The sequence below is a fragment of the Pseudomonas sp. 3HC3 genome (assembly GCF_044904505.1).
Classification (GTDB): domain Bacteria; phylum Pseudomonadota; class Gammaproteobacteria; order Pseudomonadales; family Pseudomonadaceae; genus Aquipseudomonas; species Aquipseudomonas putida_Y.
In genome coordinates, this window is record NZ_JADDRH010000005.1 from 227,193 (window position 1) to 253,730 (window position 26,538).

Below are 26,538 nucleotides of genomic sequence, written 5' to 3' on the forward strand. Positions count from 1 at the left end.
GGTTTCCGCCGCTTACGGCTTTGCGCCATACCAGCGTGGGGTATAAACCCAGAGCCCGCCATCTGCACGGTCGAAGGTGCAGGTAGTGGAGGATCCAACCAGCACCATGGTGCGCATGTCGACCATTTCTGGCAGCAGCTCGGCCAAGGTGACTACCTTCAGCGTCTGCCCCGGCCTACCGATGTCACGGCCCAGGACTACAGGCGTGTTCCCGTCACGGTGTCGGCGCACTACCTCCAAGGCCACACCGAGCTGGTGCGGCCTGGCCTTGGAGATCGGGTTGTAGAAGGCCAGCACCAGGTCGGCCTGGGCAGCCAGGTCCAGGCGTTTTTCAATGATCGACCAGGGCTTGAGGTTGTCCGACAGCGACATCACACAGAAGTCATGCCCCAGCGGTGCACCTGCCTGGGCGGCGGTTGCCAGCGAGGCTGATACCCCCGGCAAGATCTGCAGGTCAACGCGATGCCAGGTGGGGTCGCTGGATTCGTGCAATGCTTCTAGCACCGCAGCGGCCATGGCGAAAACGCCCGGGTCACCCGACGAGACCACCACCACCGAACGGCCTTGGGCTGCCAGTTCGAAGGCATGCCGGGCGCGCTGCATCTCTTCGCGGTTGTCTGTGCAGTGCAGCACCTGGTCGCTGCGGAACGGGCCAGCCATGCGCACGTAAGTTTCGTAACCGAGCACATCTTCGGCCTGCGCAAGTTCGGCCTTGACCGCCGGCACCATCAGTTCCGCCGCACCTGGGCCAAGGCCGATGACAGCCAGGCGACCGCGACGGCGGCCGACCTGCGCTACCTCGACCGGGGCAGGCGCCACCGCGACCACGACTTCTTCAAGCGCTATCAACTCGCAATCGGGCACCGCCGCAGCGACCATGCTGGCCACATCGCCAGGGCGGGTGGCGAAGCGCAAGGGGACACCCAGGGCCTGCGCAGCTTCGTGCAACGCGCTGTCGGCCATGGTTCGCTCGTCTGCCAGTACGCAGGCTACCGAGGGCTCGGCGATGCCGGCCTGCTGCAGTGCTGCGCGAATACTGTGCAGATTGCCACCTGCAACGCCCACCACCACCAGGCGCGGGTGGATCAGCAGCTCGTCGCGGTTGGCCGGGCGCGCCTGATGCCCCACATGAATGGTGCGCTGCGCCACTTCGCTGGCGGGCAACTGCGCCAGCTGCAGCCACGGGGCGTTACCTTCGATGCGCACAGACTCACCCGCCAGCAGGTCGGATACAAAGCGCTTGCCTTGCTCGATGTCGGCCAATGCATAGCCCTGCGGCGGGTTCAGCAGGCAAGTACCGAAGCGCAGCTCGCCACTGGTGGTGATGGCAGCGGAAACGCCCAATGCGTCAGCGATTTCGCGCGCCATCACGTTCACCCCACCAAGGCCTCCAAGCAACGGCACTACCGCGCTACCATCCTCGGCCACGGCCAGGACCGGCGGCTCGCTGCCCTTCTCGCTGAGCAGGCTGGCCAGGCTGCGGATGACGATACCCGCGGCGCACAACGCAATGATCGGCGTGTCTTGCTGGTACAACCCGCGCAGGGTATCGCCGAAGGACGCGTACGACTGGTCCGCACCCTCGACACGCCCCTCAAGGCCATGGATCGTGGCCTGTGGATAACAGGCCTGGATACGCTGCGCTGTCGCAAGGCTGCCCGGGCCGAGAATGACGATGGCCGGTGCCTTGTGCATGTTCAGCCCTGCCATTTTTCCCCCGGCACGATGATCAGCGAGAAGTAGGGTGACGACTGCGGGTCGACCTGGTCCAGCGGCACGATCTTCTGGTTGGCCATGGTCGCCCGCTCCACATACAGCGCACGCCGATCCAGGCCCAGTTCGGCCAGCACTTCGCGCACCTTGGGGAAGTTGCGTCCAAGTTTCATGATCACCGCTGCATCGGCGTCGGCCAGACGGCGCTTGAGCTCTTCGGCGGGCAACACGCCAGACAACACCGACAGGCTCTGGTTGCGGTACACCAGCGGTGCCCCCAGCACCGAAGCACCACCGAGCATCGAGCAGACACCGGGAACCACTTCGGCCTCGTAGCGCTGCGCCAGGCGGTCATGCAAGTACATGTAGGAGCCATAGAAGAACGGGTCGCCTTCGCAAATCACCGCCACGTCGCGGCCGGCATCCAGATGCTCGGCCACCTGTACGCTGGCTTCGTCGTAAAAGTCGCTGATCACTTGCTCATAGGACAGCGGCGCCGGCAGTACTTCGGTGGTGACCGGGTAGACCAGCGGCAGCAGGGTCTGCTCGGGCTGCAGATGCGCCTCGATAATGCCGAAGGCATTGCCACGCTTGCCCTTGGCCACGAAGTAGCCGACCACCGGCGCCTCACGCAACAGGCGCAGGGCTTTGAGGGTAATCAGTTCAGGATCGCCAGGGCCCACGCCCAGGCCAAGCAGCCGTCCACGCGGGGCCATCATTCCACCTCCGTAGCCAGGGCGTTGACCGCCGCAGCGGCCATCGCGCTGCCGCCCAGGCGGCCTTGCATGATCACGAACGGCACGCCACGGCTGTCGGCGGCGAGCATGGCCTTGGACTCGGCAGCGCCGACGAAACCGACCGGGAAACCGAGGATCAGCGCCGGTTTTGGCGCGCCGGCATTAAGCATTTCCAACAGGTAGAACAGCGCGGTAGGGGCATTGCCGATGACCACTACACTGCCTTCCAGGTGCGGGCGCCACAGTTCCAGGGCTACGGCGGAGCGGGTGTTGCCGGCGTCTTTGGCCATGCCCGGCACGCTCGGGTCACGCAGGGTGCAGATGACTTTGTTGTCGGCTGGCAGGCGGGCCCGGGTGATGCCTTCGGCCACCATGTGCGCATCGCACAGGATCGGCGCGCCGTTGAGCAGCGCCTCGCGCCCGGCCCGGCCGGCACCTTCGGAGAACTGCAGGCCATCGATGGCGTCGACCATGCCACAGGCATGGATCACGCGCACGGCGAGCTTTTCAAGGTCTGCGGGGATCCGCTCGAGTCGGGCTTCCTCGCGGATGATCCGGAAGGAGTTGCGATAGATCTCCTGACCATCGCGGATGTAGTCAATCATCAAGGTGCTCCGTCGGCAGGTCGAGCATGGCGCCTGCTTCATTCAAGGTAAGGTCGGTGGCGCGCAGGGCACCGAAACCCGGCTGGCGCGCATCACGCAGGTACAGGTCGTAACGGCCCGGGGAACGGGCCAGCAAGGTGGCCGGGGCAACATGGGCCACAGCACAGGAACGGGGGCAGCCGGACAGGTGCACGCTGGCCGGCACGCCAGGGCCCAGCAGCGCGGCCAGGACAACCGCGTCGGCCTTGGTCTCGGCAAGGGCCTTGGCGCAGCCGCTGGCACCGGTGCAGGCGCTGATACGCGCCAGGGGTTCATGGTCGTGGCACAGCAACCCCAGCGCAGACAGTTCGGCCAGGGCCTGATCGAGGTGTTGTTCTTGCAGGTTGGTCAGCACCAGGCTTTGCCAAGGGCTAAGGCGCATGCTGGCATCGCCCAGTTCACGGGCAATACGTGCGGCAACGCGCAGCATCGCGGGGGTCAGGCGGCCTTGCGGCGGGGCGACGCCAAGGGCAATACCCTGCGCCTGGGGCAGCCTGCCCAACCACGAGGTGCGGTGCTGTTCACGCCGCCATGTGAGCACGGCGGCATCGCGGCGGATGTCCAGACCGAGCCCAGCAACAAAATCAGCTGTCGGGTACACCTCAAGCAGCTGGCGCATGCGCGTCTGCGCCGGGGATGCCAGATCGAGGAAGCGCTCCAGCACGGCGCGCACCAGCATCAGGCCCTGCGCCAGCGGCACCGCACCGAGCACCTGGCCCTCTGCCGGGCAACCTGCCAGGCCAAACGCCAGCCAGGTCTGCTGTTCCAGGTGCAGGGGCGACAGCCACAGGTCATGGGGGTGTTCGAGCATCGCCAGGCGCTCGCCTGCATCCAGCTGCACGGCGAACTTGGCCGACAACTGGTGAAAGCGCGGGGTGCCTTCCAACAGGTCAAGGATCTGCCCGGCCAGCGGCCTGGCATCCAGCAGCATCGCCGGGTCATGCCCGGCCAGCGGGCTGAGCATCAGGTTGCGCACATCGTCACCGGCAGCCTCGCGTGGGCCCAGGCCGGCAGCGAGCAGGGTGTCGACCAGGGCTCGGTGCTCGTTACCGATGCCGCGAATCTGCAGGTTGCCACGGTTGGTAGCCTCGATCACGCCGCCAGCAAAGCGCTCGGCCGCCGCCGCCACGGCTTCGGCCTGCTCGGCCAGCAGCAGGCCGCCCGGCAGCTTGATGCGGCAGATACCGCCATCACGGGCACTGACAATGCGCCACAACCCCGGGCAGGCCGAGGGGCGGGGCGATACGTGGGGGGCATGGGCCTGCGTCAAAGGGGCATCCGGCAGTCTGTGAAAATGCGCTTGAGTGTAGAAGGCGCGGTATTATGCCTGCTTTGTCCGGCGGCATGAAAAGCCGGTGGTCGAGCATCCTCGGCGATTAAGTAGAAATTCAGGACCGCGTCGCCTTCTTCGCGGGCTCGCCCGTTCCCACAGGATCACTGCAGGCCGCACATGCTGCACTGTATCTGTAGGAGCGGGCTTGCCCGCGAAGGGGCGCGAAGCGGCCCCAAAAATGGCGGATTGAAATACATGACACCCTGGCTGACGGTAGTAGGCATCGGTGAAGACGGCTTCAGCGGCCTGGGCAAGCAAGCCCGACGCGCCCTGCTGGGCGCTGGGCGGGTCTTCGGCAGCCCGCGCCAGTTGGCCTTGCTGCCACGTTGCGTGACCGCTGAACAACTGGCCTGGCCCAGCCCGTTCTCGCTGGCCCCGGTGTTGAGCCTTCGCGGCGAGCCGGTGTGCGTGCTGGCCAGCGGCGACCCCATGTTCTACGGCGTCGGCGCCAGCCTGGCGCGCCAGGTGCCTGCTGCAGAAATGCGCGTGCTGTCGATGCCCTCTTCCTGCGCCCTGGCCGCTGCCCGCCTGGGCTGGCCACTGCAGGACCTGCAGGTGGTGTCGCTGGTGGCCCGCCCCCTGGCAGCGCTCAATGCCCACTTGCACAGCGGCATGCGCCTGCTGGTGCTGAGCAACGATGGCGACAGCCCGGCGGCAATTGCCGCGCAGTTGCGCGAGCAAGGCTTCGGCCCAAGCCGCCTGCAGGTGTTCGAGCACCTGGGGGGCGTGGACGAACGCGCACTGGCCGGCACCGCCCAGGACTGGCCGCACACCGGGATCGCGGCACTCAACCTGGTAGCCATCGAATGCCTGGCTACACCCGATGCGCCCCGCCTGCACCGGCTGGCCGGGTTGCCAGACACCGCATTCCGGCACGATGGCCAGTTGACCAAGCGTGATGTCCGCGCCATTACTCTGGCGCGGCTGGCACCGCAGCCTGGCGAACTGTTGTGGGATGTGGGCGCGGGCTGCGGCTCGATCGGCATCGAATGGATGCGCGCCCATCCGGCATGCCGGGCCCTGGCCATCGAGGCCGAGGAAGGCCGCCAGGGTTTGATCGAGCATAACCGCGATGCTTTGGGTGTACCTGGCCTGCAACTGGTTCGCGGCAAGGCGCCAGCGGCGCTGCAAAGCCTGGAGCAACCGGATGCGATCTTCATCGGAGGTGGCGTTACCCGCGAAGGTGTACTGGACCTGTGCTGGGCAAGCCTGCGCCCCGGCGGCCGCCTGGTGGCCAACGCCGTAACCTTGCAAAGCGAACTGGCCCTGGCGCATTTTCGCGAACAGCACGGTGGTGAGCTGACCCGCATCCATGTCGCTCATGCCCAGCCCTTGGGTGCGTTCGACACCTGGCGCCAGGCACTGCCGATCACCCTCCTGGAAGTATTGAAACCCGCCGATGCGTGAAGAAACCCGCGAACAGCCCGCGCCTCTGCGCAGCGGCCTTACCACCGGCAGCTGCGCCACCGCTACCAGTCTGGCAGCGGCCAAGCTGCTGCTCACCGGGCAGCGCGACGATGCGGTGGACATCACCCTGCCCAAAGGCAAGGTCGTGCAGATGCGCCTGGAGTTCTGCCGCCTGATCGGCGAGTGCGCCGAAGCCGGCACCCTCAAGGATGCGGGTGACGACCCAGACGTGACACACGGTGCCCTGCTCTATACCCAGGTGCGCCTGCTGGCGGAACCTGGCATTGGTTTTGTCGCCGGCAGCGGCGTGGGCACGGTGACCCGGCCGGGGCTGGTGCTGGCTGTGGGTGAACCGGCCATCAACCCGGTGCCTCGGCGCATGATCAGTGAACACCTGCAACGCCTGGCCGACGCGTGCGGCTACCTTGGCGGCTTCGAGGTCACGGTCAATGTGCAAGATGGCGAGCAACTGGCCCTGAAAACCATGAACCCGCGCCTGGGCATCCTTGGCGGGCTGTCGATCCTCGGCACCAGCGGAATCGTCCGGCCGTTCTCCTGCGCGGCCTACATTGCCTCGATCCACCAAGGCATCGACGTGGCCCACACCAACGGCTACACGCACATAGCCGCGTGCACCGGCAATGCCAGCGAAGACACCATGCGCCGCGTTTACGGTCTGCCGGAAATCGCCCTGATCGAAATGGGCGATTTCGTCGGCGCGGTGCTCAAGCACCTGCGCAAGGTACCGGTGCCGCGCCTGACCCTGTGCGGCGGCTTCGGCAAGATCAGCAAACTGGCCGCCGGGCACATGGACCTGCACAGTCGTCACTCCAGCATCGACTTGCCGCAACTGGCCGGTTGGGCCGCAGACATTGGCGCTGACGAGGCGTTGCAGGCTGCCATCAGCGGCGCCAACACCAGCCAGCAAGCGCTCGCTCTGGCTCATGCGGCCGGCATTGCCTTGGGTGACGCGGTGTGTGCCCACGCCCTGGCCTTTGCCCGTAGCGTCGTGCCGGCGCAGGTGCAAGTGGAAGTGTTCGCCATCGACCGCCAAGGCGGCATCGTCGGCCAGGCGGGTGTGCAATGACCGCGCGCATCCTGTTGCTGGGGGGGGTCACTGAAGCCCTGGCTATGGCCCGCCGGCTCGGGCCTCAACACGTCTATAGCCTGGCCGGTATCGGCCGCGTGCCACAGGGCTTGCAATGCCAGGTCCGGGTCGGGGGCTATGGCGGTGTCGAGGGCCTGACCCGCTACCTGCGCGAAGCAGGGATCACCCTGCTGATCGACGCCACCCATCCCTATGCCGCGCAAATCAGCCGCAATGCCGCCAGCGCCGCACGCAACGCCGGCATCCCGTGCTGGGCCTTGCGTCGCCCCGCCTGGCAGGCACAAGCAGGCGACGACTGGCGAGAAGTCGAGGACTGGGCAGGGTTGATCGAAGCACTGAAGCCGTTCCGCAGGCCGCTGTTCACGCTGGGGCGTGAGCCGCTGCAGCACCTGGACGAGATTCCGCCGGAGCAGTTCTGGACCCTGCGTGCGCTGGAGGCATGCCCTGGCAACGAGCGCTGTGAAGTGATTGGCGCACGTGGGCCGTTCCATATCGAGGATGAGCGGGCGTTGTTCCAGAGCCGCCACATCGATGTGCTGATCAGCAAGAACAGCGGCAGTGTGGCGACCGAGCCGAAGCTGGAAGTGGCGCGGGAGCTTGGCGTGCCGGTGCTTGTCCTGAAACGTCCGACGCTGCCGGAGGTGGACCGGGCATTCGACTCACTGGCGGATCTGGCAACCGCGCTCGCCCTTTAGGTGCTGCCTTTTCGCTGCCCAAAGGCGCTCCTACAACGATTTCAGACTTTTCTTCCAACTAACCAAGTGGCCTGTTGCAGCCCTGCTGCCTTAAACTCAACGCCCCTCCCCCGGAAGGTTTCACCCATATGGAAATGCAATGGTGGATCTGGCTGGTCTTCGGCATCGCGCTGATCCTGCTTGAACTGGTCCTGCCAACGTTCTTCATACTCTGGTTCGGCATCGGCGCCGTGCTGGTCTCGCTTATCTCGCTCGCCGCCCCCAGCCTGCAACTGGACATGCAGGTCCTGCTGTGGGTACTGCTGTCGTCGGCCACCACTGTGCTGTGGTTCAAAGTGTTCCGGCGCAAGCAGCCGGATGTGCGCTGGACCGCCGATAGCGTGATCGGCGAAGTGGGCCTGCTGACCGCTGCCGTGTCGGAGTTTCAGAAGGGCCGCGTACGCTTCCAGAAGCCGATCCTCGGCAACGAAGAGTGGACCTGCATCGCCGATAGCCAGATCGCCGTCGGCGAACGGGTACGCCTGACCGCCATCGAGGGGAACACCGCCCGCGTTATCCGGGCCTGAATCCGCATTAAAAGGAATTTTGCAGCATGACCAGCCTCATCGTCGTCGGCGCCATCGCCCTGTTCGTCCTGATCACCGTGTTCAAGGGGGTGCGCATCGTGCCCCAGGGCGAGGAGTGGATCGTCGAACGCCTGGGCCGCTACAACAGCACCCTCAAGCCAGGCCTCAACATTGTCATCCCCTACATGGACGTGGTCGCCTACCGCCTGCCGACCAAGGACATCATCCTCGATGTGCAGCAGCAGGAAATCATCACCAAGGACAACGCGGTAATCGTCGCCAACGCCCTGTGTTTCGCCAAGGTAGTCGACCCGCAGAAAGCCTCGTATGGCGTGCAGGACTTCTCGTTCGCCGTCACCAGCCTGACCATGACCTCGCTGCGCGCCATCGTCGGTGCAATGGACCTCGACGAGGCGCTGTCCAGCCGCGAGCAGATCAAGGCCCGCCTGCGCGATGCAATGTCCGAGCAGACCGAAGACTGGGGCGTGACCGTGCGCTCAGTGGAAATTCAAGACATCAAACCTTCGGAAAACATGCAACTGGCCATGGAACGTCAGGCCGCGGCCGAGCGTGAGCGCAAGGCCGACGTCACCCGCGCCGAAGGGGCCAAGCAGGCAGCAATCCTCGAAGCAGAAGCGCGCCTGCAGGCGGCCAGGCTGGATGCCGAGGCACAGATCAGCCTGGCCGAGGCCTCGGCGCGGGCGATTTCGCTGGTGAAGGAAGCGGTGGGCAACGAGACCGTACCGGCCATGTACCTGCTGGGCGAGCGCTATGTGGGCGCGATGGAGAACCTGGCGGGCAGCAGCAATGCCAAGGTGGTGGTGTTACCCGCGGATCTGCAGGAGACCGTGCGTGGGTTGATGGGGCGTGGCAAGGTTTGAGCATGCCAGGGGCTGCTGCGTAGCCCCGATACCCGGCCCCTGCGTCACTTCACCGCACCCCGGCATTTTTACCTATACTCCGCCGTACAATAGCCACCACGATTCCTGACCGGATCTCTCCATGCCCCCACGTCGGCACATTGCCTGGATAGCCTGCCTTGCAGTGCTGTTCAACCTGCTGGCCATGCCGCTGTCCTCTGCTGCGCCCAAGGGCCCGGCCGAGCAGCTGCTGTGGGGGGCTTTCTGTTCCAGCATGGCCAACAAGGCCAACGTCGACGTCCAGGCCTTGGCCAAGATCGACCTCGGCCCGCAAAGTGATGCCAGCGCCGGCATGATGAACTGCTGGTGCTGCTCCGGTGCCGTGCCGCTGCTGGCCCTGCCCAGCTACCCGCCACAGTTGCACAACCCGCCGACACTGCTCGGCGGGCTGCTGCCGCCACCTGCCAAGTACCAGCCTACGCCGCGCCAGCTCTGGCCTGGGCTAAATCCCCGTGCCTCTCCGCTAGCCTGAGTTCATCACGCTGTCTGCCTGAACCAGAACGGAAACGGAGATTCACCATGCTCAAGCACGCCCTCGTCATGGCCGCCCTGCTGCTGCCTGGCGCCTTTGCCAACGCCCACGAATACAGCGTGGGTGACCTGCATATTGCCCACCCGTGGTCGCTGCAACTGCCACCCAACGCGCCTAACGTCGCCGCATATTTCGTGGTGCACAACAATGGCCAGGCCGACGACCGCCTGCTCAGCGTGGACAGCCCCATCAGCGATGATGCGCAACTGCACGAGCATGCCATGAGCGCCAGCGGCGCCATGAAGATGCAACAGGTGCCCAGCGTGGTAGTGCCTGCCGGCAAGGACCTGACCTTTGCCCCCGGCGCGTACCACGTGATGCTGATGCAGCCCAAGGACCGCAGCCTGCTCAGCGACGGCAAGCGCTTCCCGTTGACCCTGCACTTCGAAAAGGCCGGCGATATCACCGTCGAAGTGGCCGTGCAGAAGCAGGCGCCAGCGGACCAGTCGCAAGCCCACGAACACGCACACTGACACCTGCTGACAGGCACTCGCCATGAGCCTGCCGCGCAGCCGCATCAGCCGTACCACCCGCCCTGAATTCAGGCGCGCCGGTGGCGGATGGCTGAGCCTGTTCGCCATGTGGATGATCTTCATCGGCCCGCTGATTTCTCAGTCGATGCCGATGGACCACCACGCGGGCATGAACATGCCGATGGACATGCCGATGGCGGCTGCCCATCAGCATGGCAGCGCCCCCCATCACGGCCACGGTGGCGATGGCCAGCTGCATGTGATGTGGGAAAAGTGCGGTTACTGCAGCCTGTTGTTCAACTGCCCGGCCCTGCCCCAGGCCCTCAGCCCGCTCAGCGCCGGCAGCATCGTCCCCACCAGCCACCTGCTTGCGCCAACGCACCAGGGCCATGCCCGGCAGGCTGTATTCCCTGGTGCGCGCAGCCGCGCCCCGCCTTCTTCGATCAACGTCTGAAACCACATTTTGCGCACGAAGCCAGGAGGCTTCGCGCTAACTCATGACTGATCGACTGGAATCATTATGTCCGGCTGCACCCCTGTTTTTGCCTTGTCCCTGCGTGGGACCATCGCCGCCCTGTGCGGCTCGCTGCTCGCACCCATGGCCCTGGCCGCCGACCCTGGCCATGAAGGCCATGTGCACGACGCACCCGAGTTGAGCCCGACGGTGATCACCGCCGTGGCCCCGAGTTCGCCGCTGACCGTGGTCACCAACCCGAAAGACCCGCGCCAGCCAGTGCCGGCCAGCGACGGGGCCGACTACCTGAAGACCATCCCCGGCTTCTCGGCAATCCGTGCCGGCGGTACCAACGGCGACCCGGTACTGCGCGGCATGTTCGGCTCGCGTCTGAACATCCTCACCAACGGAGGCCTGATGCTTGGGGCCTGCCCCAATCGCATGGACGCGCCCACGTCCTATATTTCGCCAGAAACCTACGACCGCCTGACCGTGATCAAAGGCCCGCAGAGCGTTATCTGGGGCCCCGGCGGCTCGGCAGGCACCATCCTCTTCGAGCGCGAACCAGAGAAATTCGGCACCCTCGGCAGCCGCGTCAACGCAAGCCTGCTGGCCGGCTCCAACGGCCGCTTCGACAAGGTGCTGGATGCCGCGGCCGGCAACAGTCAGGCCTATGCCCGCTTCGTCGGCAACCAGTCACGTTCGGATGACTACCACGACGGCAACAACGACACCGTGCCGTCGCGCTGGGACAAGTGGAACGGCGATGTCGCCCTCGGTTGGACACCCGACCAGGACACCTTGCTGGAGCTGACTGCCGGCAAGGGTGATGGCGAAGCCCGCTACGCCGGGCGCGGCATGGACGGCTCGCAGTTCAAGCGCGAAAGCCTGGGCCTGCGCTTTGAGAAGTCCAACCTCGGCGAGGTGCTCGACAAGGTCGAGGCGCAGGTCTACTACAACTACGCCGACCATGTGATGGACAACTACAGCCTGCGCACACCGTCGGGTAGCGGCATGATGGGCATGCCGATGGTCAGCAACGTCGACCGCCGCACCATGGGCGCACGCATCAAAGCCACCTGGCGTTGGGCCGACGTGCAGTTGATCAGCGGGATCGACGCGCAAACCAACGAACATCGCCAGCGTGGCGGTATGGGTGTGGACGCACACAAGGGCCAGGCCTGGACCAAGGACGCCGACTTCCACAACTACGGCGCCTTCAGTGAACTGACCTGGTACGTCAGCGGAGAAGACCGCTTGATTACCGGCGCCCGTCTGGACCGCGCCTCAGCGCGGGACTTCCGCAAAACCAGCGCCACCGAAGGCGACACCCGCGCCGATACCCTGCCAAGCGGCTTCATCCGTTACGAGCACGACCTGGCAGCCATCCCGGCCACCACCTACATCGGCCTCGGCCATGCCCAGCGCTTCCCCGACTACTGGGAGCTGTTCTCACCCAAGCTGGCACCACCCGGCTCGGCCAATGCCTTCGACGGCATCAAGCCAGAGAAAACCACCCAGCTCGACTTCGGCATCCAGTACCGCACTGAACGCCTGGAGGCCTGGGCTTCGGGCTATGTCGGGCAGGTTCGCGACTACATCCTGTTCGACTACCGCACAGGCATGATGGGCATGAGCACCTCGCAGGCGCAGAACATCGACGCCCGCATCATGGGTGGCGAACTGGGCGCCGCCTACCAGCTGACTGAAAACTGGAAGGCCGACGCCACGCTTGCCTACGCTTGGGGCAAGAACAGCAGCGATGGCAAAGCGCTACCTCAAATGCCTCCCTTGGAAAGCCGCATGGGCCTGACGTACAGCCGCGATGTGTGGAGCCTCGGCGCACTGTGGCGGCTGGTGGCGGCGCAAAACCGTATTGCCGAAAATCAAGGGAACGTCGTCGGCAAGGACTACGACAAGAGCGCCGGCTTCGGCGTGTTCTCCCTGAACGGCGCCTACAAAGTGAACAACAACCTCAAGCTCAGCGCAGGGGTCGACAACCTGTTCGACAAAACCTACGCCGAGCACCTGAACCTGGCCGGGAACGCCGGGTTTGGCTACCCGGCTACAGATCCACAGCCGGTCAACGAGCCAGGCAGGACCTTCTGGACCAAGGTCGACTTCAGCTTCTGACAACAACGGGCGCAGCTTCGGTTGCGCCCCTCAGCTGGTCAAAAAGGAGGTTCCCATGAGAGGAACACGCGTCTCATTCTATAACCTGGCCTGGCGTTGGCATTTCTATGCGGGGCTGTTCGTGGCCCCGTTCATGATCCTGCTGGCGATCACCGGGATCATCTACCTGTTCAAGCCCCAGCTCGACCCGCTGCTGTACCGCGACCTGATGGTGGTCGAGGCCGGTCACCACCGCCAGGGCGCAGACATGATGCTGGCTGAAGTGCGCCAGGCCTACCCCAAGGGCCACATCAGCCAATACCTGCCGCCACTGAATGCAGAGCGTAGTGCGCAGTTCGTGGTGCAGGACGGCGGGCGTGAACTGAACGTGTTCGTCGACCCATACAGCGGCAAGGTCCTCGGTGAGCAGGACGGCAAGCAGAACCTGCAGGCCATCGCCCGCGCCCTGCACGGCGAACTGATGGTCGGCACGGTCGGCGACCGGCTGGTGGAACTGGCTGCGGGCTGGGGCATCGTGCTGGTGGTATCGGGCCTGTACCTGTGGTGGCCGCGCGGGCGCAATGGCGCTGGCGTGCTTTGGCCGCGGCTGTCGGCACGCGGCCGGCTGCTGTGGCGTGACCTGCACGCGGTAACCGGCTTTTGGGGTTCGGCCTTGCTATTGTTGATGCTGCTCAGCGGCATGACCTGGACCGGCTTGTGGGGCAAGCAGTACGCCGATTTGTGGAACCGCTTCCCGGCCGCCATGTGGAACGACGTGCCCAAGTCGGACCAGCAGGCGCGTGAGCTGAACAGCGCGCACCGTCAGACTGTGCCCTGGGCCATGGAAAACACGCCGATGCCGCAGTCCGGTGCACACGCTGAGCATGCCGGGCACCACATGATGTCGGACATGCCCGCAGCGCCCCTGGTGAGCTTGCAGCAAGTCGAAGACATTGCCACTTCGCGTCAGGTCGAGCCGGGCTACAGCATTACTCTGCCTACCACTGCCGACGGGGTGTTCACCATTGCCGTGTTCGCCGACGACCCGCGCAACGACGCTACCCTGCATGTCGACCAATACACCGGCAAGGTTCTGGCCGATGTGCGCTGGCATGACTACAGCCCGGTTGCCCGCGCCACCGAGCTGGGCGTGATGCTGCACGAAGGCAAGATGTTCGGGGCGCTGAACCAGATCATCATCCTGCTGGTGTGCCTGATGATCCTGCTGGGTTCGGTGAGCGGGCTGGTGATGTGGTGGAAGCGCCGGCCTGAAGGTGGCCTGGGCGTACCGCCTTTGCGCCATGACCTCCCGCGCTGGAAGGTGGCGGTGGCAGTGATGCTGGTGCTGGGGGTGATGTTCCCGCTGGTGGGGGTGTCGATGGTGGTGATGTGGGGGGTGGATAGCCTGGTGGTTAAACGCCGCCGGGAGATGGCCAGCGCCTGAGTTTTGTATTGTCTGTACTGGCCTCTTCGCGGGTAAACCCGCTCCTACAGGGGACCGCGTTGCCTCGTAGGAGCGGGTTTACCCGCGAAGAGGCCGGTACAGGCGAAATGCTGAGCCGCAAATGTAGAGTCGATCTGTCGCGCCCCGAACTGGAACGCGCGTGTTAGCCTACCCGGCTACCTCTGACAAGCAGACTGGCCTCTACAAGGGAATGCCGCCTATGACGCAAACCTCAACAACTCCACCCGATGAACAGCACCTGCAACGCAACCTGACCAACCGCCACATCCAGCTGATCGCCATCGGCGGCGCGATCGGTACCGGTCTGTTCATGGGCTCGGGCAAGACCATCAGCCTGGCCGGGCCATCCATCATCTTCGTCTACATGATTATCGGCTTCATGCTGTTCTTCGTCATGCGCGCCATGGGCGAACTGCTGCTGTCGAACCTGAACTACAAATCGTTCATCGACTTCTCCGCGGACCTGCTCGGCCCTTGGGCCGGCTACTTCACCGGCTGGACCTACTGGTTCTGCTGGGTGGTCACCGGCATTGCCGATGTGGTCGCGATCGCCGCCTACACGCAGTTCTGGTTCCCCGACCTGCCGCAGTGGATTCCGGCGCTGACCTGCGTAGGGTTGCTGCTGTCGCTGAACCTGGTAACCGTAAAAATGTTCGGCGAACTGGAGTTCTGGTTTGCCCTGGTCAAGATCGTGGCCATCCTCGGCCTGGTTGCCACCGGCCTGTACATGGTCATCACCGGCTTCACCTCGCCCAGCGGGCGCACCGCCCAGTTGGCCAACCTGTGGAATGACGGCGGCATGTTCCCCCATGGCCTGATGGGCTTCTTCGCCGGTTTCCAGATCGCCGTGTTCGCCTTCGTCGGCATCGAGCTGGTGGGTACCACCGCCGCCGAAGCGAAGAACCCGGAACGCACCCTGCCGCGGGCGATCAACTCGATCCCGATCCGTATCATCGTGTTCTATGTGCTGGCGCTGATCGCGATCATGGCCGTAACCCCGTGGCGCGACGTGGTGCCAGGCAAGAGCCCGTTCGTTGAGTTGTTCGTGCTGGCAGGCCTGCCAGCGGCGGCGAGCATCATCAACTTCGTGGTGCTGACCTCGGCGGCCTCGTCGGCCAACAGCGGCGTATTCTCCACCAGCCGCATGCTCTACGGCCTGTCGCAGGAAGGTGACGCGCCCAAGGCCTTCGAAAAACTGTCGAGCCGTTCGGTGCCGGCCAACGGCCTGTACTTCTCGTGCACCTGCCTGTTGCTCGGTGCGGTGCTGATTTACCTGGTACCGAACGTGGTCGAGGCGTTCACCCTGGTCACCACCGTCTCGGCGGTGCTGTTCATGTTCGTGTGGACGCTGATCCTGCTGTCGTACCTGAAGTACCGCAAAAACCGTGCGGCACTGCATCAGGCCTCGAACTACAAGATGCCGGGCGGGCGCTTCATGTGCTACGTGTGCCTGTCGTTCTTTGCGTTCATCCTGGTGTTGCTGAGCCTGGAGGCAGATACGCGTTCAGCGCTGGTGGTAACGCCGATCTGGTTTGTATTGCTGGCGGTGACCTACCAGCTCGTACGCAGCAGGCGCCATCCCCGCACGGCTGTGCATAACGGCTGATGGCCTCTGGGGCTGCTCTGCAGCCCCAATCCTGTGCACACAAATCCATCAGGCACCAACCTGGATCCAACCAACGCCCCAACACCTCGCACAACCCCTCTATCCCGCACCTTTCTCCACTAGGCACACCCCTTGCAACGCCCTCCCCGCTTGCCCAACACCATAAAAAACTCAGCGGAGAGAGCACATGAAGCGTCGCAGTCTGATCAAGGCCCTTACCCTCAGCGCATCGATTGCGGCGATGGGCCTGAGCTGGAGTATCCAGGCCGCCGAGACCATCAAGGTCGGTATCCTGCATTCGCTTTCCGGGACCATGGCCATTTCCGAGACATCGCTCAAGGACATGGCGCTGATGACCATCGAGCAGATCAACGCCAAGGGTGGCGTGAACGGCAAGATGCTGGAACCGGTGGTGGTCGACCCGGCCTCCAACTGGCCGCTGTTCGCTGAAAAGAGCCGCCAACTGCTGACCCAGGACAAAGTGGCCGTGGTGTTCGGCTGCTGGACCTCTGTGTCGCGCAAGTCCGTTCTGCCGGTGTTCGAAGAACTCAACGGCCTGCTGTTCTACCCGGTGCAGTATGAGGGCGAAGAAATGTCGCCGAACGTGTTCTACACGGGCGCCGCCCCGAACCAGCAGGCCATCCCGGCCGTGGAATACCTGATGAGCGAGGACGGCGGCAGCGCCAAGCGCTTCTTCCTGTTGGGCACCGACTACGTCTACCCGCGCACCACCAACAAAATCCTGCGCGCATTCCTGCACAGCAAAGGCGTGGCCGACAAGGACATCGAAGAGGTGTACACGCCGTTTGGCCACGCTGATTACCAGACCATTGTCGCCAGCATCAAAAAGTTCTCCGCCGGCGGCAAGACCGCGGTCATTTCCACAGTCAATGGTGACTCCAACGTGCCGTTCTACAAGGAACTGGCCAACCAGGGCCTGAAGGCCACCGACGTGCCGGTGGTGGCCTTCTCGGTGGGCGAGGAGGAACTGCGCGGCATCGACACCAAACCGCTGGTGGGCCATCTGGCGGCATGGAACTACTTCGAATCGGTGGATAACCCGGTCAACCAGAAATTTGTCGCCGACTGGAAGGCCTACGCCAAGGCCAAGGGCCTGCCGGGTGCTGACAAGGCCGTGACCAACGACCCCATGGAAGCCACCTACGTAGGCATCCACATGTGGGCGCAAGCGGTGGAAAAAGCCAAGTCCACCGACGTCGACAAGGTGCGTGAAGCGCTTGCCGGGCAGAGCTTCGAGGCACCGTCGGGCTTCACCCTGACCATGGACAAGACCAACCACCACCTGCACAAGCCGGTGATGATCGGCGAGATTCAGGATGACGGGCAGTTCAGCGTGGTGTGGGAAACCGAGCAGCCACTGCGGGCGCAGCCATGGAGCCCGTTCATTCCGGGCAATGACAAGCGGCCAGATTACGCCGTGAAAGGTAACTGAGTGCATGGGGCTGCTTTGCAGCCCATTCGCGGGCTTGCCCGCTCCCACAGGTTCCCCACTGCCCTCTGGACCGATGAAATCCCTGTAGGAGCGGGTTTACCCGCGAAGAATCCAACACCGATTTCCAGGATTGCCCGCATGCTCAGACTCCTGCTCACACTTCTCCTGCTAATGCCCTTGGCAACCCACGCCAGCGAGGGCGAATTCTTTCTCACCGCCAAGCCCGCCGAGCAGGCCCGCCTGCTCGAAGGCTGGGCGGCGCAACCCGATGCCGCGCGTCTGCCGCTACTGGAAAACCTGCGCCAGGGCCGCATCGCCACCGATGACACGCGCAAGGTACGCCTGAACAACCGCCTGCGCGGCCTGATCAACAACGCCCTGGCTAGCCATCAGCTGCTCAGCGACGACAGCGACACCCGCCTGGCCGCCGCACAACAACTGCAAAAAACCGCAAAACCCGCGCAAATGGCCTTCCTTGACCGGCGCTTCGCCAGCGAGCCGGACGCCGCCGTGCAGGCCGCCCTCGGCCTGGCACTGGCCAACCTGCAACTGGGCGCCAGCGAGCCTGCGGTACGCCTGGCCGCCGTGCGCCTGCTGGGTGAAACCGGCGACCCGCTGGCCCGCACCCGCCTCGAAGCCCTGCTGCAGCCCGATGCGGAACGCGACCCGGGCGTGCGCACAGCCGCCGAAACGAGCCTGGCCCAGGTCAAACGCAAACTGCTGGTCGGCGAACTGCTCGGCCAGGCCTTCAGCGGCCTGTCGCTGGGTTCGGTCCTGCTGCTGGCAGCGCTGGGCCTTGCGATCACCTTCGGCCTGCTCGGGGTGATCAACATGGCCCATGGCGAAATGTTGATGCTCGGCGCCTACAGCACCTACATGGTCCAGGTACTGCTGCAGCGCTTCGCCCCAGGCGCCATCGAGTTCTACCCGCTGATTGCCCTGCCGGTGGCGTTCGCCGTCAGTGCCGGGGTAGGCATGGCGCTGGAGCGCACGGTGATCCGCCACCTGTACGGCCGCCCACTGGAAACCCTGCTGGCCACCTGGGGCATCAGCCTGATCCTGATCCAGGCCATCCGCCTGCTGTTCGGCGCGCAGAACGTCGAGGTGAGCAACCCGGCCTGGCTCTCCGGCGGCATCCAGCTGCTGCCCAACCTGGTGCTGCCATACAACCGCCTGGTCATCATCGGCTTCGCCCTGGCCGTTGTGCTGCTCACCTGGCTGCTGCTCAACCGTACCCGGTTGGGCCTGAACGTGCGCGCAGTCACCCAGAACCGCAACATGGCCGCCTGCTGCGGCGTGTCCACCGGGCGCGTCGACATGCTCGCCTTTGGCCTTGGCTCGGGTATCGCCGGGCTCGGTGGCGTGGCCTTGAGCCAGGTGGGCAATGTCGGCCCGGACCTGGGCCAGAGCTACATCATCGACTCGTTCCTGGTGGTGGTGCTCGGCGGCGTCGGGCAGCTGGCCGGTAGCCTCTGGGCCGCGTTCGGCCTGGGCATCGCCAACAAGCTGCTGGAGCCGCAGATCGGTGCCGTGCTCGGCAAGATCCTCATCCTTGCGTTGATCATTCTGTTCATCCAGAAACGCCCGCAAGGCCTGTTCGCCCTCAAGGGACGGGTAATCGACTGATGAACCAGCCACTGCTTGTCACTGCTACGCAAAAGGCCGGCCCACGCCTGACCCTTGCCATCGGTGCCGTCGTCGTCCTGCTGCTGGTGGCCTTGCCACTGTGCTCACTGCTGCCGGCAGACCACGCCCTGCAGGTGTCGGCCTACACCCTGACCCTGGTCGGCAAGATTCTCTGTTACGCCATCGTCGCCCTGGCCCTGGACCTGGTCTGGGGTTATGCAGGGCTGCTGTCGCTGGGCCATGGCCTGTTCTTCGCCCTGGGCGGCTACGCCATGGGCATGTACCTGATGCGGCAGGCAGCCGGCGACGGCCTGCCCGGGTTCATGGCCTTCCTGTCGTGGACCGAGCTGCCCTGGTACTGGGCCGGGACCCAGCATTTCGCCTGGGCCCTGTGCCTGGTAGTGCTGGCGCCCGGGCTGCTGGCGCTGGTGTTCGGCTGGTTCGCCTTCCGCTCGCGGATCAAGGGCGTGTACTTCTCGATCATGACCCAGGCCCTGACCTTTGCCGGCATGCTGCTGTTCTTCCGCAACGAAACCGGCTTCGGCGGTAACAACGGCTTCACCAGCTTCCGCACCATCCTCGGCTTCGACATTGCGGCCCAAGGCACCCGCGCGGTGTTGTTCCTGCTGACCGTGGCCCTGCTGCTGGCCAGCCTGTACCTGTGCTGGCGCCTGACCCGCAGCAAGTTCGGCCGCCTGCTCACCGCCGTGCGTGACGCTGAAAACCGCATGATGTTCTGTGGCTACGACCCGCGCGGCTTCAAGCTGCTGGTATGGGTACTGAGCGCCGTGCTGTGCGGCCTGGCCGGTGCGCTGTACGTGCCGCAGGTGGGCATCATCAACCCCAGCGAGATGTCGCCGACCAACTCGATCGAAGCCGCCGTCTGGGTAGCCTTGGGCGGGCGCGGCACGCTGATCGGCCCACTGCTCGGTGCCGGCCTGGTCAATGGCATGAAAAGCTGGTTCACCGTGGCCTTCCCCGAGTTCTGGCTGTTCTTCCTCGGCGCGTTGTTCATCCTCGTCACCCTGTACCTGCCCAAGGGCGTGGTCGGCCTGTTGAAGAAAAGGAGCCAGCCATGAGAGGCGTGCCCCCAGTCCACCCGGAATTCATGCTGGAACCGGTATTCGACAACCTCGGCGCCGGGCGCGATGCGATTGGCCTGGGCCAGAGCCGCAAGGCCGGCCTCGACACCCGCCACGGTACGGTGCTGAGCCTGGAAGACATCAGCGTCAGCTTCGATGGTTTCAAGGCGCTCAACACGCTGAACCTGTACATCGGGGTGGGCGAGCTGCGCTGCATCATCGGCCCCAACGGCGCCGGCAAGACCACGATGATGGACGTAATCACCGGCAAGACTCGTCCCGACAGCGGCACGGCTTACTTCGGCGATACCCTCGACCTGACCCGCATGAGCGAATACCAGATCGCCCAGGCCGGCATTGGCCGCAAGTTCCAGAAGCCCACAGTGTTCGAGGCGCTGACCGTATTCGAGAACCTGGAACTGGCGCTGAAGACCGACAAGTCGGTGTGGGCCAGCCTGGCCGCACGCCTTAGCGGTGACCAGCGCCAGCGCATCGAGGAAGTGCTGGCCACCTTGCGCCTGCTGCCGCTGGCCCAGCGCCAGGCCGGCTTGCTGTCGCACGGGCAGAAGCAGTTTCTGGAGATCGGCATGCTGCTGGTGCAGGAGCCGCAACTGCTGCTGCTGGATGAACCGGTGGCCGGCATGACCGACGCCGAGACCGAGTTTACCGCCGAGCTGTTCAAGGGCCTGGCCGGCAAGCATTCGCTGATGGTGGTGGAGCATGACATGGGCTTTGTCGGCAGCATTGCCGACCATGTGACCGTGCTGCACCAGGGGAGCGTGCTGGCGGAGGGCTCGCTGGAGCAGGTGCAGGCAGATGAGCGGGTGGTCGAGGTGTATCTGGGCCGCTGACCGGATTTGAATTTTTGGCGCCTGTACCGGCCTCTTCGCGGGTAAACCCGCTCCTACAGGGGGCGTAATGCCATGGGGCGGTTCCCGTCGTAGGAGCGGGCTTGCCCGCGAAGAGGCCGGCACAGGCACAGCATCCCTTTCAGGAACTCTCACATGCTCAAGATCGACACCCTGCACCAGTACTACGGCGGCAGCCACATCCTGCGTGGCCTGTCCTTCGAAGCCAAGGTCGGCGAAGTGACCTGCCTGCTGGGCCGTAACGGCGTGGGCAAGACCACCTTGCTGCGCTGCCTGATGGGCCTGGTGCCCGCCCGTGACGGCAGCATCGAATGGGAAGGCAAGCCGATCACCGCGTTCAAACCGCAGCAACGAGTGCAGGCCGGTATCGCCTACGTGCCCCAGGGCCGCGAAATTTTCCCGCGCCTGACCGTCGAGGAAAACCTGCTGATGGGCCTGTCGCGCTTCCCCGCCCGCGAAGCCCGCGAGGTACCGGCCTTCATCTACGAACTGTTCCCTGTGCTGGAGCAGATGAAGCAGCGCCGTGGTGGCGACCTCTCTGGCGGCCAGCAGCAACAGCTGGCCATCGGCCGCGCCCTGGCCAGCCGCCCGCGCCTGCTGATTCTCGACGAGCCGACCGAAGGCATCCAGCCTTCGGTGATCAAGGAGATCGGCGCGGTCATCCGCCGCCTGGCCGAGCGTGGCGACATGGCAATTTTGCTGGTGGAGCAGTTCTACGACTTCGCCGAAGCACTGGCTGACCAGTACCTGGTCATGGCCCGCGGCGAAATCATCCAGCGCGGTCGCGGCGAAAACATGCAAGCCGAAGGTGTACGCGGGCTGGTAACCATTTAATCTGCGAGCAACGATCTTGCGAGACGCTGTCATGAGCTACGAAATCCGCGATGCCCTGCCCACCGATGTGCCAGGCATACTCGACATCTACAACGACGCGGTGCTCAACACCACGGCGATCTGGAACGAAACCCCGGTAGACCTCGGCAACCGCCAGGCCTGGTTTGAAGCGCGCGCGCAGCAGGGCTACCCGATTCTGGTGGCGGTCGATGAAACCGGCGTGCTGGGGTATGCCTCGTTTGGCGACTGGCGGCCGTTCGAGGGCTTTCGCCTGACCGTTGAGCACTCGGTGTACGTCCGCAGTGACCAGCGCGGCAAAGGGCTGGGGCCGGTGTTGATGGCGGCGCTGGTCGAGCGCGCCCGCGGGTGTGGCAAGCATGTGATGGTGGCAGCGATCGAGCGTGGCAATGCAGCGTCGGTGCGCCTGCATGAGCGACTGGGCTTCGTGGTGACCGGACAGATGCCGCAGGTGGGGGTGAAGTTTGGCCGCTGGCTGGATCTGACCTTCATGCAGCTGGTGCTGAACCCGGGCGCCGAACCGACCTGAAATGCGGTCCATTGTGGGAGCGGCCTTGTGTCGCCCCCACAGATGTCGGCAAGGGAACCTACATCTGGATAAACCGGCCCAGCCGCTGCTTCAGCATGCTGTTCTCACTGCGCAACTGCTGCACTTCCTGCAACAACTCCAGCGCCAGCGCCACCCCTTCCCACTCCAGTTCCAGCTCCTGGTGCAGCTTCACCGCTCGTTTGGCCACCAGCGGCGCCTGATCGTCAAACAGCCAGTCCTCCGGCGTTCGCCCGGAAGGTTCGACAATGCCGTGCTCGACAATTTCGATCACGCATTCAGCCGTGACATCGGCTTCCTGACACAGGGTACGCATGTCCAGTTGAACGATCAGGGTGCTGCTCATGATCACTTACTCCATTGTGTCCTCGGGTTGAACGCAGCTTTCTCGGAAAGCTTGGTCCAGAGTTCGCGGGCAGATTCGTCCGACGCAGGCGGCATGACCACTTTGAGCTGCGCATAAAGGTTGCCGCGCTCTCCCTGCTTGTTCGCCAGGCCCTTGCCCGGTACACGCAGGCGCTGGCCGCTCTGGCTGTCAGGGCGGATGGTCAGGTTGATCTTGCCATCCAGGGTCGGCACCGCCACCTTGGCGCCCAGGGCCGCCTCCCACGGTGCCAACGGCACAGTGATGATCAGGTCATGACCTTCGACATCGAACAGCGGGTGGGGTGCCATGCGGATGGTCAGGAACAGGTCACCGTTGGCCCCGCCACCGCTGCCCGGCGCGCCCTGGCCCTTGAGGCGGATGCGTTCGCCGTCGGTCACCCCGGCAGGAATCCTCACGTTCAAGGTCTTGGTGGTGAAGCCGGTGCGCTGGCCCATGGCATTGGTTTGCGGCACCTGGAAGCTGATCTGCTTGGACTCCTTGCTCAGGGTCTCTTCAAGGAATACTGCCAGTTCAAGCTCCACGTCCTGCCCCCGCCTACCGGCACTGCGTTGCTGCTGCCGGGCGCCACCGAAGGGGTTGCCACCAGCACTGCGCCCACCGAAGATCGAGCTGAAGAAGTCGGAGAAGTCGCCGCCTTCGAAGCCGCCGCCACCGCCACGGTTTTCCCAACCCGGTGGTGCCTGGAACGGCCGGCCATGCTGGCCGCCGTACTTGCGAATTTCGTCGAACTCGGCACGTTTCTGCGCGTCGCCCAGCACCTCATAGGCCTCGTTGGCCTCCTTGAATTTTTCTTCGGCGTCGCGCTCCTTGCTGACATCGGGGTGATACTTGCGCGCCAATTTGCGGTAAGCGGCCTTGATCGCCTTGTCGTCCGCAGTGGGCTCTACGCCGAGTATCTTGTAATAGTCTTTGAAGTCCATTTATGGATCACCAATGTGAATGTGCATGTTGCAACTGAAGATAGGGGTCAAGCATAGCCTTTCAAGACCGACTTGGGTTTGCCTCAAGGCAGACGACTGGTCTTGATTCTGTAGCCAACTGGCATACACTGCGCGGCCGTTTTGCCTCCGGAAGCCCATTTCCCATGTCTGACGTATCCCCGGCCCGCGCCCTGGGCATCGACTTTGGCACCTCCAACTCCACGGTCGGCTGGCACCGGCCTGGCGTCGAGTCGCTGATTGCCCTGGAAGACGGCAAGATCACCTTGCCCTCGGTGGTGTTCTTCAATATTGAAGAGCGGCGCCCGGTGTATGGCCGCCTGGCGCTGCACGAGTACCTGGAAGGCTACGAAGGCCGCCTGATGCGCTCGCTGAAAAGCCTGCTGGGCTCGAAGCTGATCAAGCACGACACCAGCGTGCTGGGCAGCGCCTTGCCGTTCAAGGACCTGCTGGGCATGTTCATCGGCGAGCTCAAGAAGCGCGCTGAAGCAGCCGCTGGCCGTGAATTCGACCAGGTGGTGCTGGGCCGCCCGGTGTTCTTCGTCGACGAAGACCCGGCTGCCGACCAGGAGGCCGAAGACACCTTGGCCGAGGTGGCGCGCAAAATCGGCTTCAAGGACGTGTCGTTCCAGTACGAGCCGATTGCCGCGGCCTTCGACTATGAGTCGAGCATCAGCCGCGAAGAGCTGGTGCTGATCGTCGACATCGGCGGTGGTACCTCGGACTTCACCCTGATCCGCCTGTCGCCCGAGCGCCACCTGGTCGCCGAGCGCCAAAGTGACATCCTCGCCACCGGCGGTGTGCACATTGGCGGTACCGACTTCGACAAGCAACTGAGCCTTCAGGGCGTAATGCCGTTGTTTGGCTACGGCAGCCGCATGAAGAGCGGTGCGCTGATGCCGACCAGCTACCACCTCAACCTGGCCACCTGGCACACCATCAACGCCTTGTACTCGCAGAAATCGCAGCTGGCGCTGGGCAGCATGCGCTATGACATCGAGGACAGCTTCGGCATCGATCGCCTGTTCAAATTGATCGAACAGCGCGCCGGGCACTGGCTGGCGATGGAAGTGGAAGCCAGCAAGATCGAACTGACCGAGCGCGACAGCCGCCACATCGACCTGCGCCGCGTCGAGCCCGAACTGACTGCGGAACTGACCCGCGCGCTCTTCGAAGAGGCGATCGAAGGCCTGCTGGAGCGCGTGCGTGGCAGCGTCACCGAACTGCTGGCCAAGGCCGGGGTAAGCGAAGGCCAGGTCGATACGGTGTTCTTCACGGGTGGCTCCAGCGGCATTCCAGCGCTGCGCAACAGTGTTTCGGCGATGCTGCCAAATGCGCGACATGTGGAAGGCAACATCTTTGGCAGCATTGGTAGCGGGCTGGCAATCGAGGCGCGCAAGCGTTACGGCGCGGCCTGATTTGTCGTTTAGCCTGTAGCCGCGAACGGGCCGGGCCTGCTGGCCAATCTCTACCCGCCGTTCACCGTTGCCGCCGCTACCGTATTCGCGGGTAAACCCGCTCCTACGCCCGATCGGGGGTGGACACACATCGGTGATTGGCCGCAGGCCGTCGTAGGAGCGGGTTTACCCGCGAAAGGGCCGGTACAGGCCAATACATGATCAAACCAGCTCCGCCCGCTTCAGCTCACTCTTCAGATAGGCATAGTAGATGGGCCCTGCCACGACACCGGGTAGCCCGAACGCCGCCTCGAATACCAGCATCGCCAGCAGCAATTCCCAGGCCTTGGCACTGATCTGCCCACCCACGATCCGCGCGTTGAGGAAGTACTCGACCTTGTGGATGACGACCAGGTAACCCAGCGCAGCCGCCGCCACCCAGATCGACAGCGACAGGCCGACAATGGTGATCAAGGTATTGGACATCAGGTTGCCGATCACCGGCAGCAGGCCCAGCAGGAAGGTCAGCACGATCAGCGTCTTGGTCAGCGGCAGGTGCACGTCGAACAGTGGCATCACCACAGCCAGGAAAATGCCGGTGAAGATCGTGTTGAGCATCGAGATCTTGATCTGCGCGAACACGATGTTGCGAAACGCCTTCACCAGCAGGCTAAGACGCTCGAACAGCGCCGCCGCCAGGGGCTTGCGCCGGGAAATATCGGGAATGCGCTGCAAAGCGATGATAGCGCCGAGGATCATGCCAATCAGCATCGTCACGAACATGTGCGCCATGCCCTTGCCCACCAGCTGCAAATCGCTCAGGTGGCTCTTGATCCAGTCGCCGATGGCCACCTTGAACTCTGCGGCACTGGCAGGCAGGTAGCCTTCGATGAAGGGGGGCAACTGGCTGCGGGCTCGCTCGACCAAGGACATGAACTTGTCCAGCGAGGCACCGGGGTTTTCCGCCTCGTGCAGCAGGAAGCTGAAGGCACCGGCAATCAGCAGTGTCAGGGTGCTGACCACCAAAGTGCCGAGCAGCGCCACGGCCAGCCAACGCGCGCGTTGACCAGCAAGCAGCGGCTGCAGGCGCGGGGTCAGCATGTTGACCAGTTCGAACACCAGCAAACCGGCCAGCAGGCTGGGCAGCAACTTCAGGGGCAAAGTCAGCAGCAACCCGGCCATGACGATGATCAGGCTGGCCAGGGTGATCTGACGGGGAGTAAAGGTCATACAGCCTCGACGGCAGACAGCGGGAATGCCGCAGTCTGCCAGCCTTGGCGGCGCAGGCATAGGCGCAGGTCATTTCTTCTTCAGGCAGTCACTCATGAACGCCTTGCGCTCGTCCCCCTTCAGGGCTTTGGTGGTGGCGTCAGCATTGCAGGTCTTCATTTTCTCTTGCTGGGTTTGCGGCACATCCTTTTTCAGGCAGGTGCTCATGAACGCTTTGCGTTCATCGCCCTTGAGGGCCTTGGCGGTGGCGTCGGCGTTGCAGGTTTTCATTTTCTCCTGCTGCGCGGTATTGGCAGCGAAACCTTGGGCACTGAACAACACCGCCAGCGCCAGTAACGGGATTTGCAGCACTTTCATGGAGTGGTCTCCTTGGCTCCGCGCCCGATGCACG

General features: G+C 64.3%; 26 protein-coding genes. 18 read left to right on the plus strand and 8 right to left on the minus strand.

Annotation, left to right across the window (positions count from 1 at the left end):
• Positions 1–12 precede the first annotated feature (12 nt).
• The 4 genes from cobJ to cobG are packed head-to-tail and all read right to left on the minus strand — an operon-like array spanning position 13 to position 4,379.
• Positions 13–1,710, minus strand: coding sequence for a precorrin-3B C(17)-methyltransferase (gene cobJ, locus INQ47_RS11380; RefSeq protein WP_404701705.1), 1,698 nt, complete (start codon positions 1,708–1,710; stop codon positions 13–15).
• Positions 1,698–2,429 (minus strand): precorrin-2 C(20)-methyltransferase, encoded by a 732-nt coding sequence (locus INQ47_RS11385; protein WP_209969711.1) that lies wholly within the window; start codon positions 2,427–2,429, stop codon positions 1,698–1,700. The genes cobJ and INQ47_RS11385 overlap by 13 nt, the downstream gene beginning before the upstream one ends.
• Positions 2,429–3,055 carry a precorrin-8X methylmutase gene (locus INQ47_RS11390; RefSeq protein ID WP_404701706.1) on the minus strand — a complete coding sequence of 209 codons (627 nt, stop codon included), beginning with the start codon at positions 3,053–3,055 and terminating at the stop codon, positions 2,429–2,431. Before INQ47_RS11390 ends, INQ47_RS11385 begins: the two co-directional genes overlap by 1 nt.
• On the minus strand, positions 3,048–4,379 hold the full coding sequence (gene cobG, locus INQ47_RS11395; protein WP_404701724.1) for a precorrin-3B synthase: 1,332 nt from the start codon (positions 4,377–4,379) through the stop codon (positions 3,048–3,050). Before cobG ends, INQ47_RS11390 begins: the two co-directional genes overlap by 8 nt.
• A gap of 243 nt (positions 4,380–4,622) precedes the next feature.
• Between cobG and cbiE the strand changes: the two genes are divergently transcribed.
• The 17 genes from cbiE to INQ47_RS11480 all read left to right on the plus strand — a co-directional run bounded on the left by cbiE (position 4,623) and on the right by INQ47_RS11480 (position 22,176).
• Positions 4,623–5,834 (plus strand): precorrin-6y C5,15-methyltransferase (decarboxylating) subunit CbiE, encoded by a 1,212-nt coding sequence (gene cbiE, locus INQ47_RS11400; protein WP_404701707.1) that lies wholly within the window; start codon positions 4,623–4,625, stop codon positions 5,832–5,834.
• Positions 5,827–6,921 (plus strand): cobalt-precorrin-5B (C(1))-methyltransferase, encoded by a 1,095-nt coding sequence (locus INQ47_RS11405; protein WP_252460513.1) that lies wholly within the window; start codon positions 5,827–5,829, stop codon positions 6,919–6,921. The genes cbiE and INQ47_RS11405 overlap by 8 nt, the downstream gene beginning before the upstream one ends.
• Positions 6,918–7,637 (plus strand): cobalt-precorrin-6A reductase, encoded by a 720-nt coding sequence (locus tag INQ47_RS11410; protein WP_404701708.1) that lies wholly within the window; start codon positions 6,918–6,920, stop codon positions 7,635–7,637. Before INQ47_RS11405 ends, INQ47_RS11410 begins: the two co-directional genes overlap by 4 nt.
• Positions 7,638–7,765: 128 nt before the next feature.
• Entirely contained in the window at positions 7,766–8,203 is a 438-nt protein-coding gene (locus INQ47_RS11415; RefSeq protein WP_392461732.1) for an NfeD family protein, read from the plus strand.
• A gap of 26 nt (positions 8,204–8,229) precedes the next feature.
• Positions 8,230–9,084: an SPFH domain-containing protein gene (locus INQ47_RS11420; RefSeq protein WP_252460516.1), complete on the plus strand. Its 855-nt coding sequence runs from the start codon at positions 8,230–8,232 to the stop codon at positions 9,082–9,084.
• A 121-nt stretch (positions 9,085–9,205) separates the two neighbouring features.
• The gene (locus INQ47_RS11425; protein WP_404701709.1) at positions 9,206–9,595 is read left to right on the plus strand and encodes a DUF2946 domain-containing protein; all 390 of its coding nucleotides are present in this window, start codon (positions 9,206–9,208) and stop codon (positions 9,593–9,595) included.
• Positions 9,596–9,642: 47 nt separating this feature from the next.
• The gene (locus tag INQ47_RS11430) at positions 9,643–10,128 is read left to right on the plus strand and encodes a copper chaperone PCu(A)C (protein ID WP_021784423.1); all 486 of its coding nucleotides are present in this window, start codon (positions 9,643–9,645) and stop codon (positions 10,126–10,128) included.
• 22 nt (positions 10,129–10,150) lie between these two features.
• A complete protein-coding gene (locus tag INQ47_RS11435) occupies positions 10,151–10,582 on the plus strand; it encodes a DUF2946 domain-containing protein (protein WP_404701710.1) in 432 nt (143 codons plus the stop codon).
• Between the two features lie 66 nt (positions 10,583–10,648).
• Positions 10,649–12,715, plus strand: coding sequence for a TonB-dependent copper receptor (locus tag INQ47_RS11440; protein WP_404701711.1), 2,067 nt, complete (start codon positions 10,649–10,651; stop codon positions 12,713–12,715).
• Between the two features lie 55 nt (positions 12,716–12,770).
• Complete coding sequence (locus tag INQ47_RS11445) at positions 12,771–14,138, plus strand: PepSY-associated TM helix domain-containing protein (protein ID WP_404701712.1); 1,368 nt, start codon at positions 12,771–12,773, stop codon at positions 14,136–14,138.
• 220 nt (positions 14,139–14,358) lie between these two features.
• Entirely contained in the window at positions 14,359–15,765 is a 1,407-nt protein-coding gene (gene cycA / locus INQ47_RS11450; protein ID WP_404701713.1) for a D-serine/D-alanine/glycine transporter, read from the plus strand.
• A gap of 187 nt (positions 15,766–15,952) precedes the next feature.
• The gene (gene urtA / locus INQ47_RS11455; protein WP_003249642.1) at positions 15,953–17,218 is read left to right on the plus strand and encodes an urea ABC transporter substrate-binding protein; all 1,266 of its coding nucleotides are present in this window, start codon (positions 15,953–15,955) and stop codon (positions 17,216–17,218) included.
• 138 nt (positions 17,219–17,356) lie between these two features.
• Positions 17,357–18,844, plus strand: coding sequence for an urea ABC transporter permease subunit UrtB (urtB, locus tag INQ47_RS11460; protein ID WP_084850665.1), 1,488 nt, complete (start codon positions 17,357–17,359; stop codon positions 18,842–18,844).
• On the plus strand, positions 18,844–19,923 hold the full coding sequence (gene urtC / locus INQ47_RS11465) for an urea ABC transporter permease subunit UrtC (protein WP_021784429.1): 1,080 nt from the start codon (positions 18,844–18,846) through the stop codon (positions 19,921–19,923). Before urtB ends, urtC begins: the two co-directional genes overlap by 1 nt.
• Entirely contained in the window at positions 19,920–20,777 is an 858-nt protein-coding gene (urtD, locus tag INQ47_RS11470; RefSeq protein ID WP_252460521.1) for an urea ABC transporter ATP-binding protein UrtD, read from the plus strand. Before urtC ends, urtD begins: the two co-directional genes overlap by 4 nt.
• A 153-nt stretch (positions 20,778–20,930) precedes the next feature.
• Positions 20,931–21,629, plus strand: a complete 699-nt coding sequence (gene urtE, locus INQ47_RS11475) for an urea ABC transporter ATP-binding subunit UrtE (protein WP_003249634.1) — start codon at positions 20,931–20,933, stop codon at positions 21,627–21,629.
• Between the two features lie 31 nt (positions 21,630–21,660).
• Positions 21,661–22,176, plus strand: coding sequence for a GNAT family N-acetyltransferase (locus INQ47_RS11480; RefSeq protein WP_176683175.1), 516 nt, complete (start codon positions 21,661–21,663; stop codon positions 22,174–22,176).
• 58 nt (positions 22,177–22,234) lie between these two features.
• Here INQ47_RS11480 and INQ47_RS11485 read toward each other — a convergent pair whose 3' ends face one another.
• The gene (locus INQ47_RS11485) at positions 22,235–22,540 is read right to left on the minus strand and encodes a chaperone modulator CbpM (protein WP_021784432.1); all 306 of its coding nucleotides are present in this window, start codon (positions 22,538–22,540) and stop codon (positions 22,235–22,237) included.
• Positions 22,541–22,542: 2 nt separating this feature from the next.
• Positions 22,543–23,502, minus strand: a complete 960-nt coding sequence (cbpA, locus tag INQ47_RS11490; protein ID WP_019437188.1) for a curved DNA-binding protein — start codon at positions 23,500–23,502, stop codon at positions 22,543–22,545.
• A 164-nt stretch (positions 23,503–23,666) separates the two neighbouring features.
• On the opposite strand from cbpA, the gene INQ47_RS11495 reads away from it, so the two are divergent.
• Entirely contained in the window at positions 23,667–24,938 is a 1,272-nt protein-coding gene (locus INQ47_RS11495) for an Hsp70 family protein (protein WP_021784433.1), read from the plus strand.
• A 201-nt stretch (positions 24,939–25,139) separates the two neighbouring features.
• On the opposite strand, the gene INQ47_RS11500 is transcribed toward INQ47_RS11495, so the two are convergent.
• Together INQ47_RS11500 and INQ47_RS11505 are read right to left on the minus strand one after the other, a co-directional pair.
• Entirely contained in the window at positions 25,140–26,147 is a 1,008-nt protein-coding gene (locus tag INQ47_RS11500; protein WP_021784434.1) for an AI-2E family transporter, read from the minus strand.
• Positions 26,148–26,216: 69 nt separating this feature from the next.
• The gene (locus INQ47_RS11505) at positions 26,217–26,504 is read right to left on the minus strand and encodes a PsiF family protein (protein WP_014592571.1); all 288 of its coding nucleotides are present in this window, start codon (positions 26,502–26,504) and stop codon (positions 26,217–26,219) included.
• Between the last annotated feature and the right edge of the window lie 34 nt (positions 26,505–26,538).

Coding starts and splice junctions, on each gene's coding strand:
- cobJ (WP_404701705.1), bottom strand. CDS start 1,710: ATGGCAGGGCTGAACATGCACAAGGCACCGGCCATCGTCATTCTCGGC.
- INQ47_RS11385 (WP_209969711.1), bottom strand. CDS start 2,429: ATGGCCCCGCGTGGACGGCTGCTTGGCCTGGGCGTGGGCCCTGGCGAT.
- INQ47_RS11390 (WP_404701706.1), bottom strand. CDS start 3,055: ATGATTGACTACATCCGCGATGGTCAGGAGATCTATCGCAACTCCTTC.
- cbiE (WP_404701707.1), top strand. CDS start 4,623: ATGACACCCTGGCTGACGGTAGTAGGCATCGGTGAAGACGGCTTCAGC.
- INQ47_RS11405 (WP_252460513.1), top strand. CDS start 5,827: ATGCGTGAAGAAACCCGCGAACAGCCCGCGCCTCTGCGCAGCGGCCTT.
- INQ47_RS11410 (WP_404701708.1), top strand. CDS start 6,918: ATGACCGCGCGCATCCTGTTGCTGGGGGGGGTCACTGAAGCCCTGGCT.
- INQ47_RS11415 (WP_392461732.1), top strand. CDS start 7,766: ATGGAAATGCAATGGTGGATCTGGCTGGTCTTCGGCATCGCGCTGATC.
- INQ47_RS11420 (WP_252460516.1), top strand. CDS start 8,230: ATGACCAGCCTCATCGTCGTCGGCGCCATCGCCCTGTTCGTCCTGATC.
- INQ47_RS11425 (WP_404701709.1), top strand. CDS start 9,206: ATGCCCCCACGTCGGCACATTGCCTGGATAGCCTGCCTTGCAGTGCTG.
- INQ47_RS11430 (WP_021784423.1), top strand. CDS start 9,643: ATGCTCAAGCACGCCCTCGTCATGGCCGCCCTGCTGCTGCCTGGCGCC.
- INQ47_RS11435 (WP_404701710.1), top strand. CDS start 10,151: ATGAGCCTGCCGCGCAGCCGCATCAGCCGTACCACCCGCCCTGAATTC.
- INQ47_RS11440 (WP_404701711.1), top strand. CDS start 10,649: ATGTCCGGCTGCACCCCTGTTTTTGCCTTGTCCCTGCGTGGGACCATC.
- INQ47_RS11445 (WP_404701712.1), top strand. CDS start 12,771: ATGAGAGGAACACGCGTCTCATTCTATAACCTGGCCTGGCGTTGGCAT.
- cycA (WP_404701713.1), top strand. CDS start 14,359: ATGACGCAAACCTCAACAACTCCACCCGATGAACAGCACCTGCAACGC.
- urtA (WP_003249642.1), top strand. CDS start 15,953: ATGAAGCGTCGCAGTCTGATCAAGGCCCTTACCCTCAGCGCATCGATT.
- urtB (WP_084850665.1), top strand. CDS start 17,357: ATGCTCAGACTCCTGCTCACACTTCTCCTGCTAATGCCCTTGGCAACC.
- urtC (WP_021784429.1), top strand. CDS start 18,844: ATGAACCAGCCACTGCTTGTCACTGCTACGCAAAAGGCCGGCCCACGC.
- urtD (WP_252460521.1), top strand. CDS start 19,920: ATGAGAGGCGTGCCCCCAGTCCACCCGGAATTCATGCTGGAACCGGTA.
- urtE (WP_003249634.1), top strand. CDS start 20,931: ATGCTCAAGATCGACACCCTGCACCAGTACTACGGCGGCAGCCACATC.
- INQ47_RS11480 (WP_176683175.1), top strand. CDS start 21,661: ATGAGCTACGAAATCCGCGATGCCCTGCCCACCGATGTGCCAGGCATA.
- INQ47_RS11485 (WP_021784432.1), bottom strand. CDS start 22,540: ATGAGCAGCACCCTGATCGTTCAACTGGACATGCGTACCCTGTGTCAG.
- cbpA (WP_019437188.1), bottom strand. CDS start 23,502: ATGGACTTCAAAGACTATTACAAGATACTCGGCGTAGAGCCCACTGCG.
- INQ47_RS11495 (WP_021784433.1), top strand. CDS start 23,667: ATGTCTGACGTATCCCCGGCCCGCGCCCTGGGCATCGACTTTGGCACC.
- INQ47_RS11500 (WP_021784434.1), bottom strand. CDS start 26,147: ATGACCTTTACTCCCCGTCAGATCACCCTGGCCAGCCTGATCATCGTC.
- INQ47_RS11505 (WP_014592571.1), bottom strand. CDS start 26,504: ATGAAAGTGCTGCAAATCCCGTTACTGGCGCTGGCGGTGTTGTTCAGT.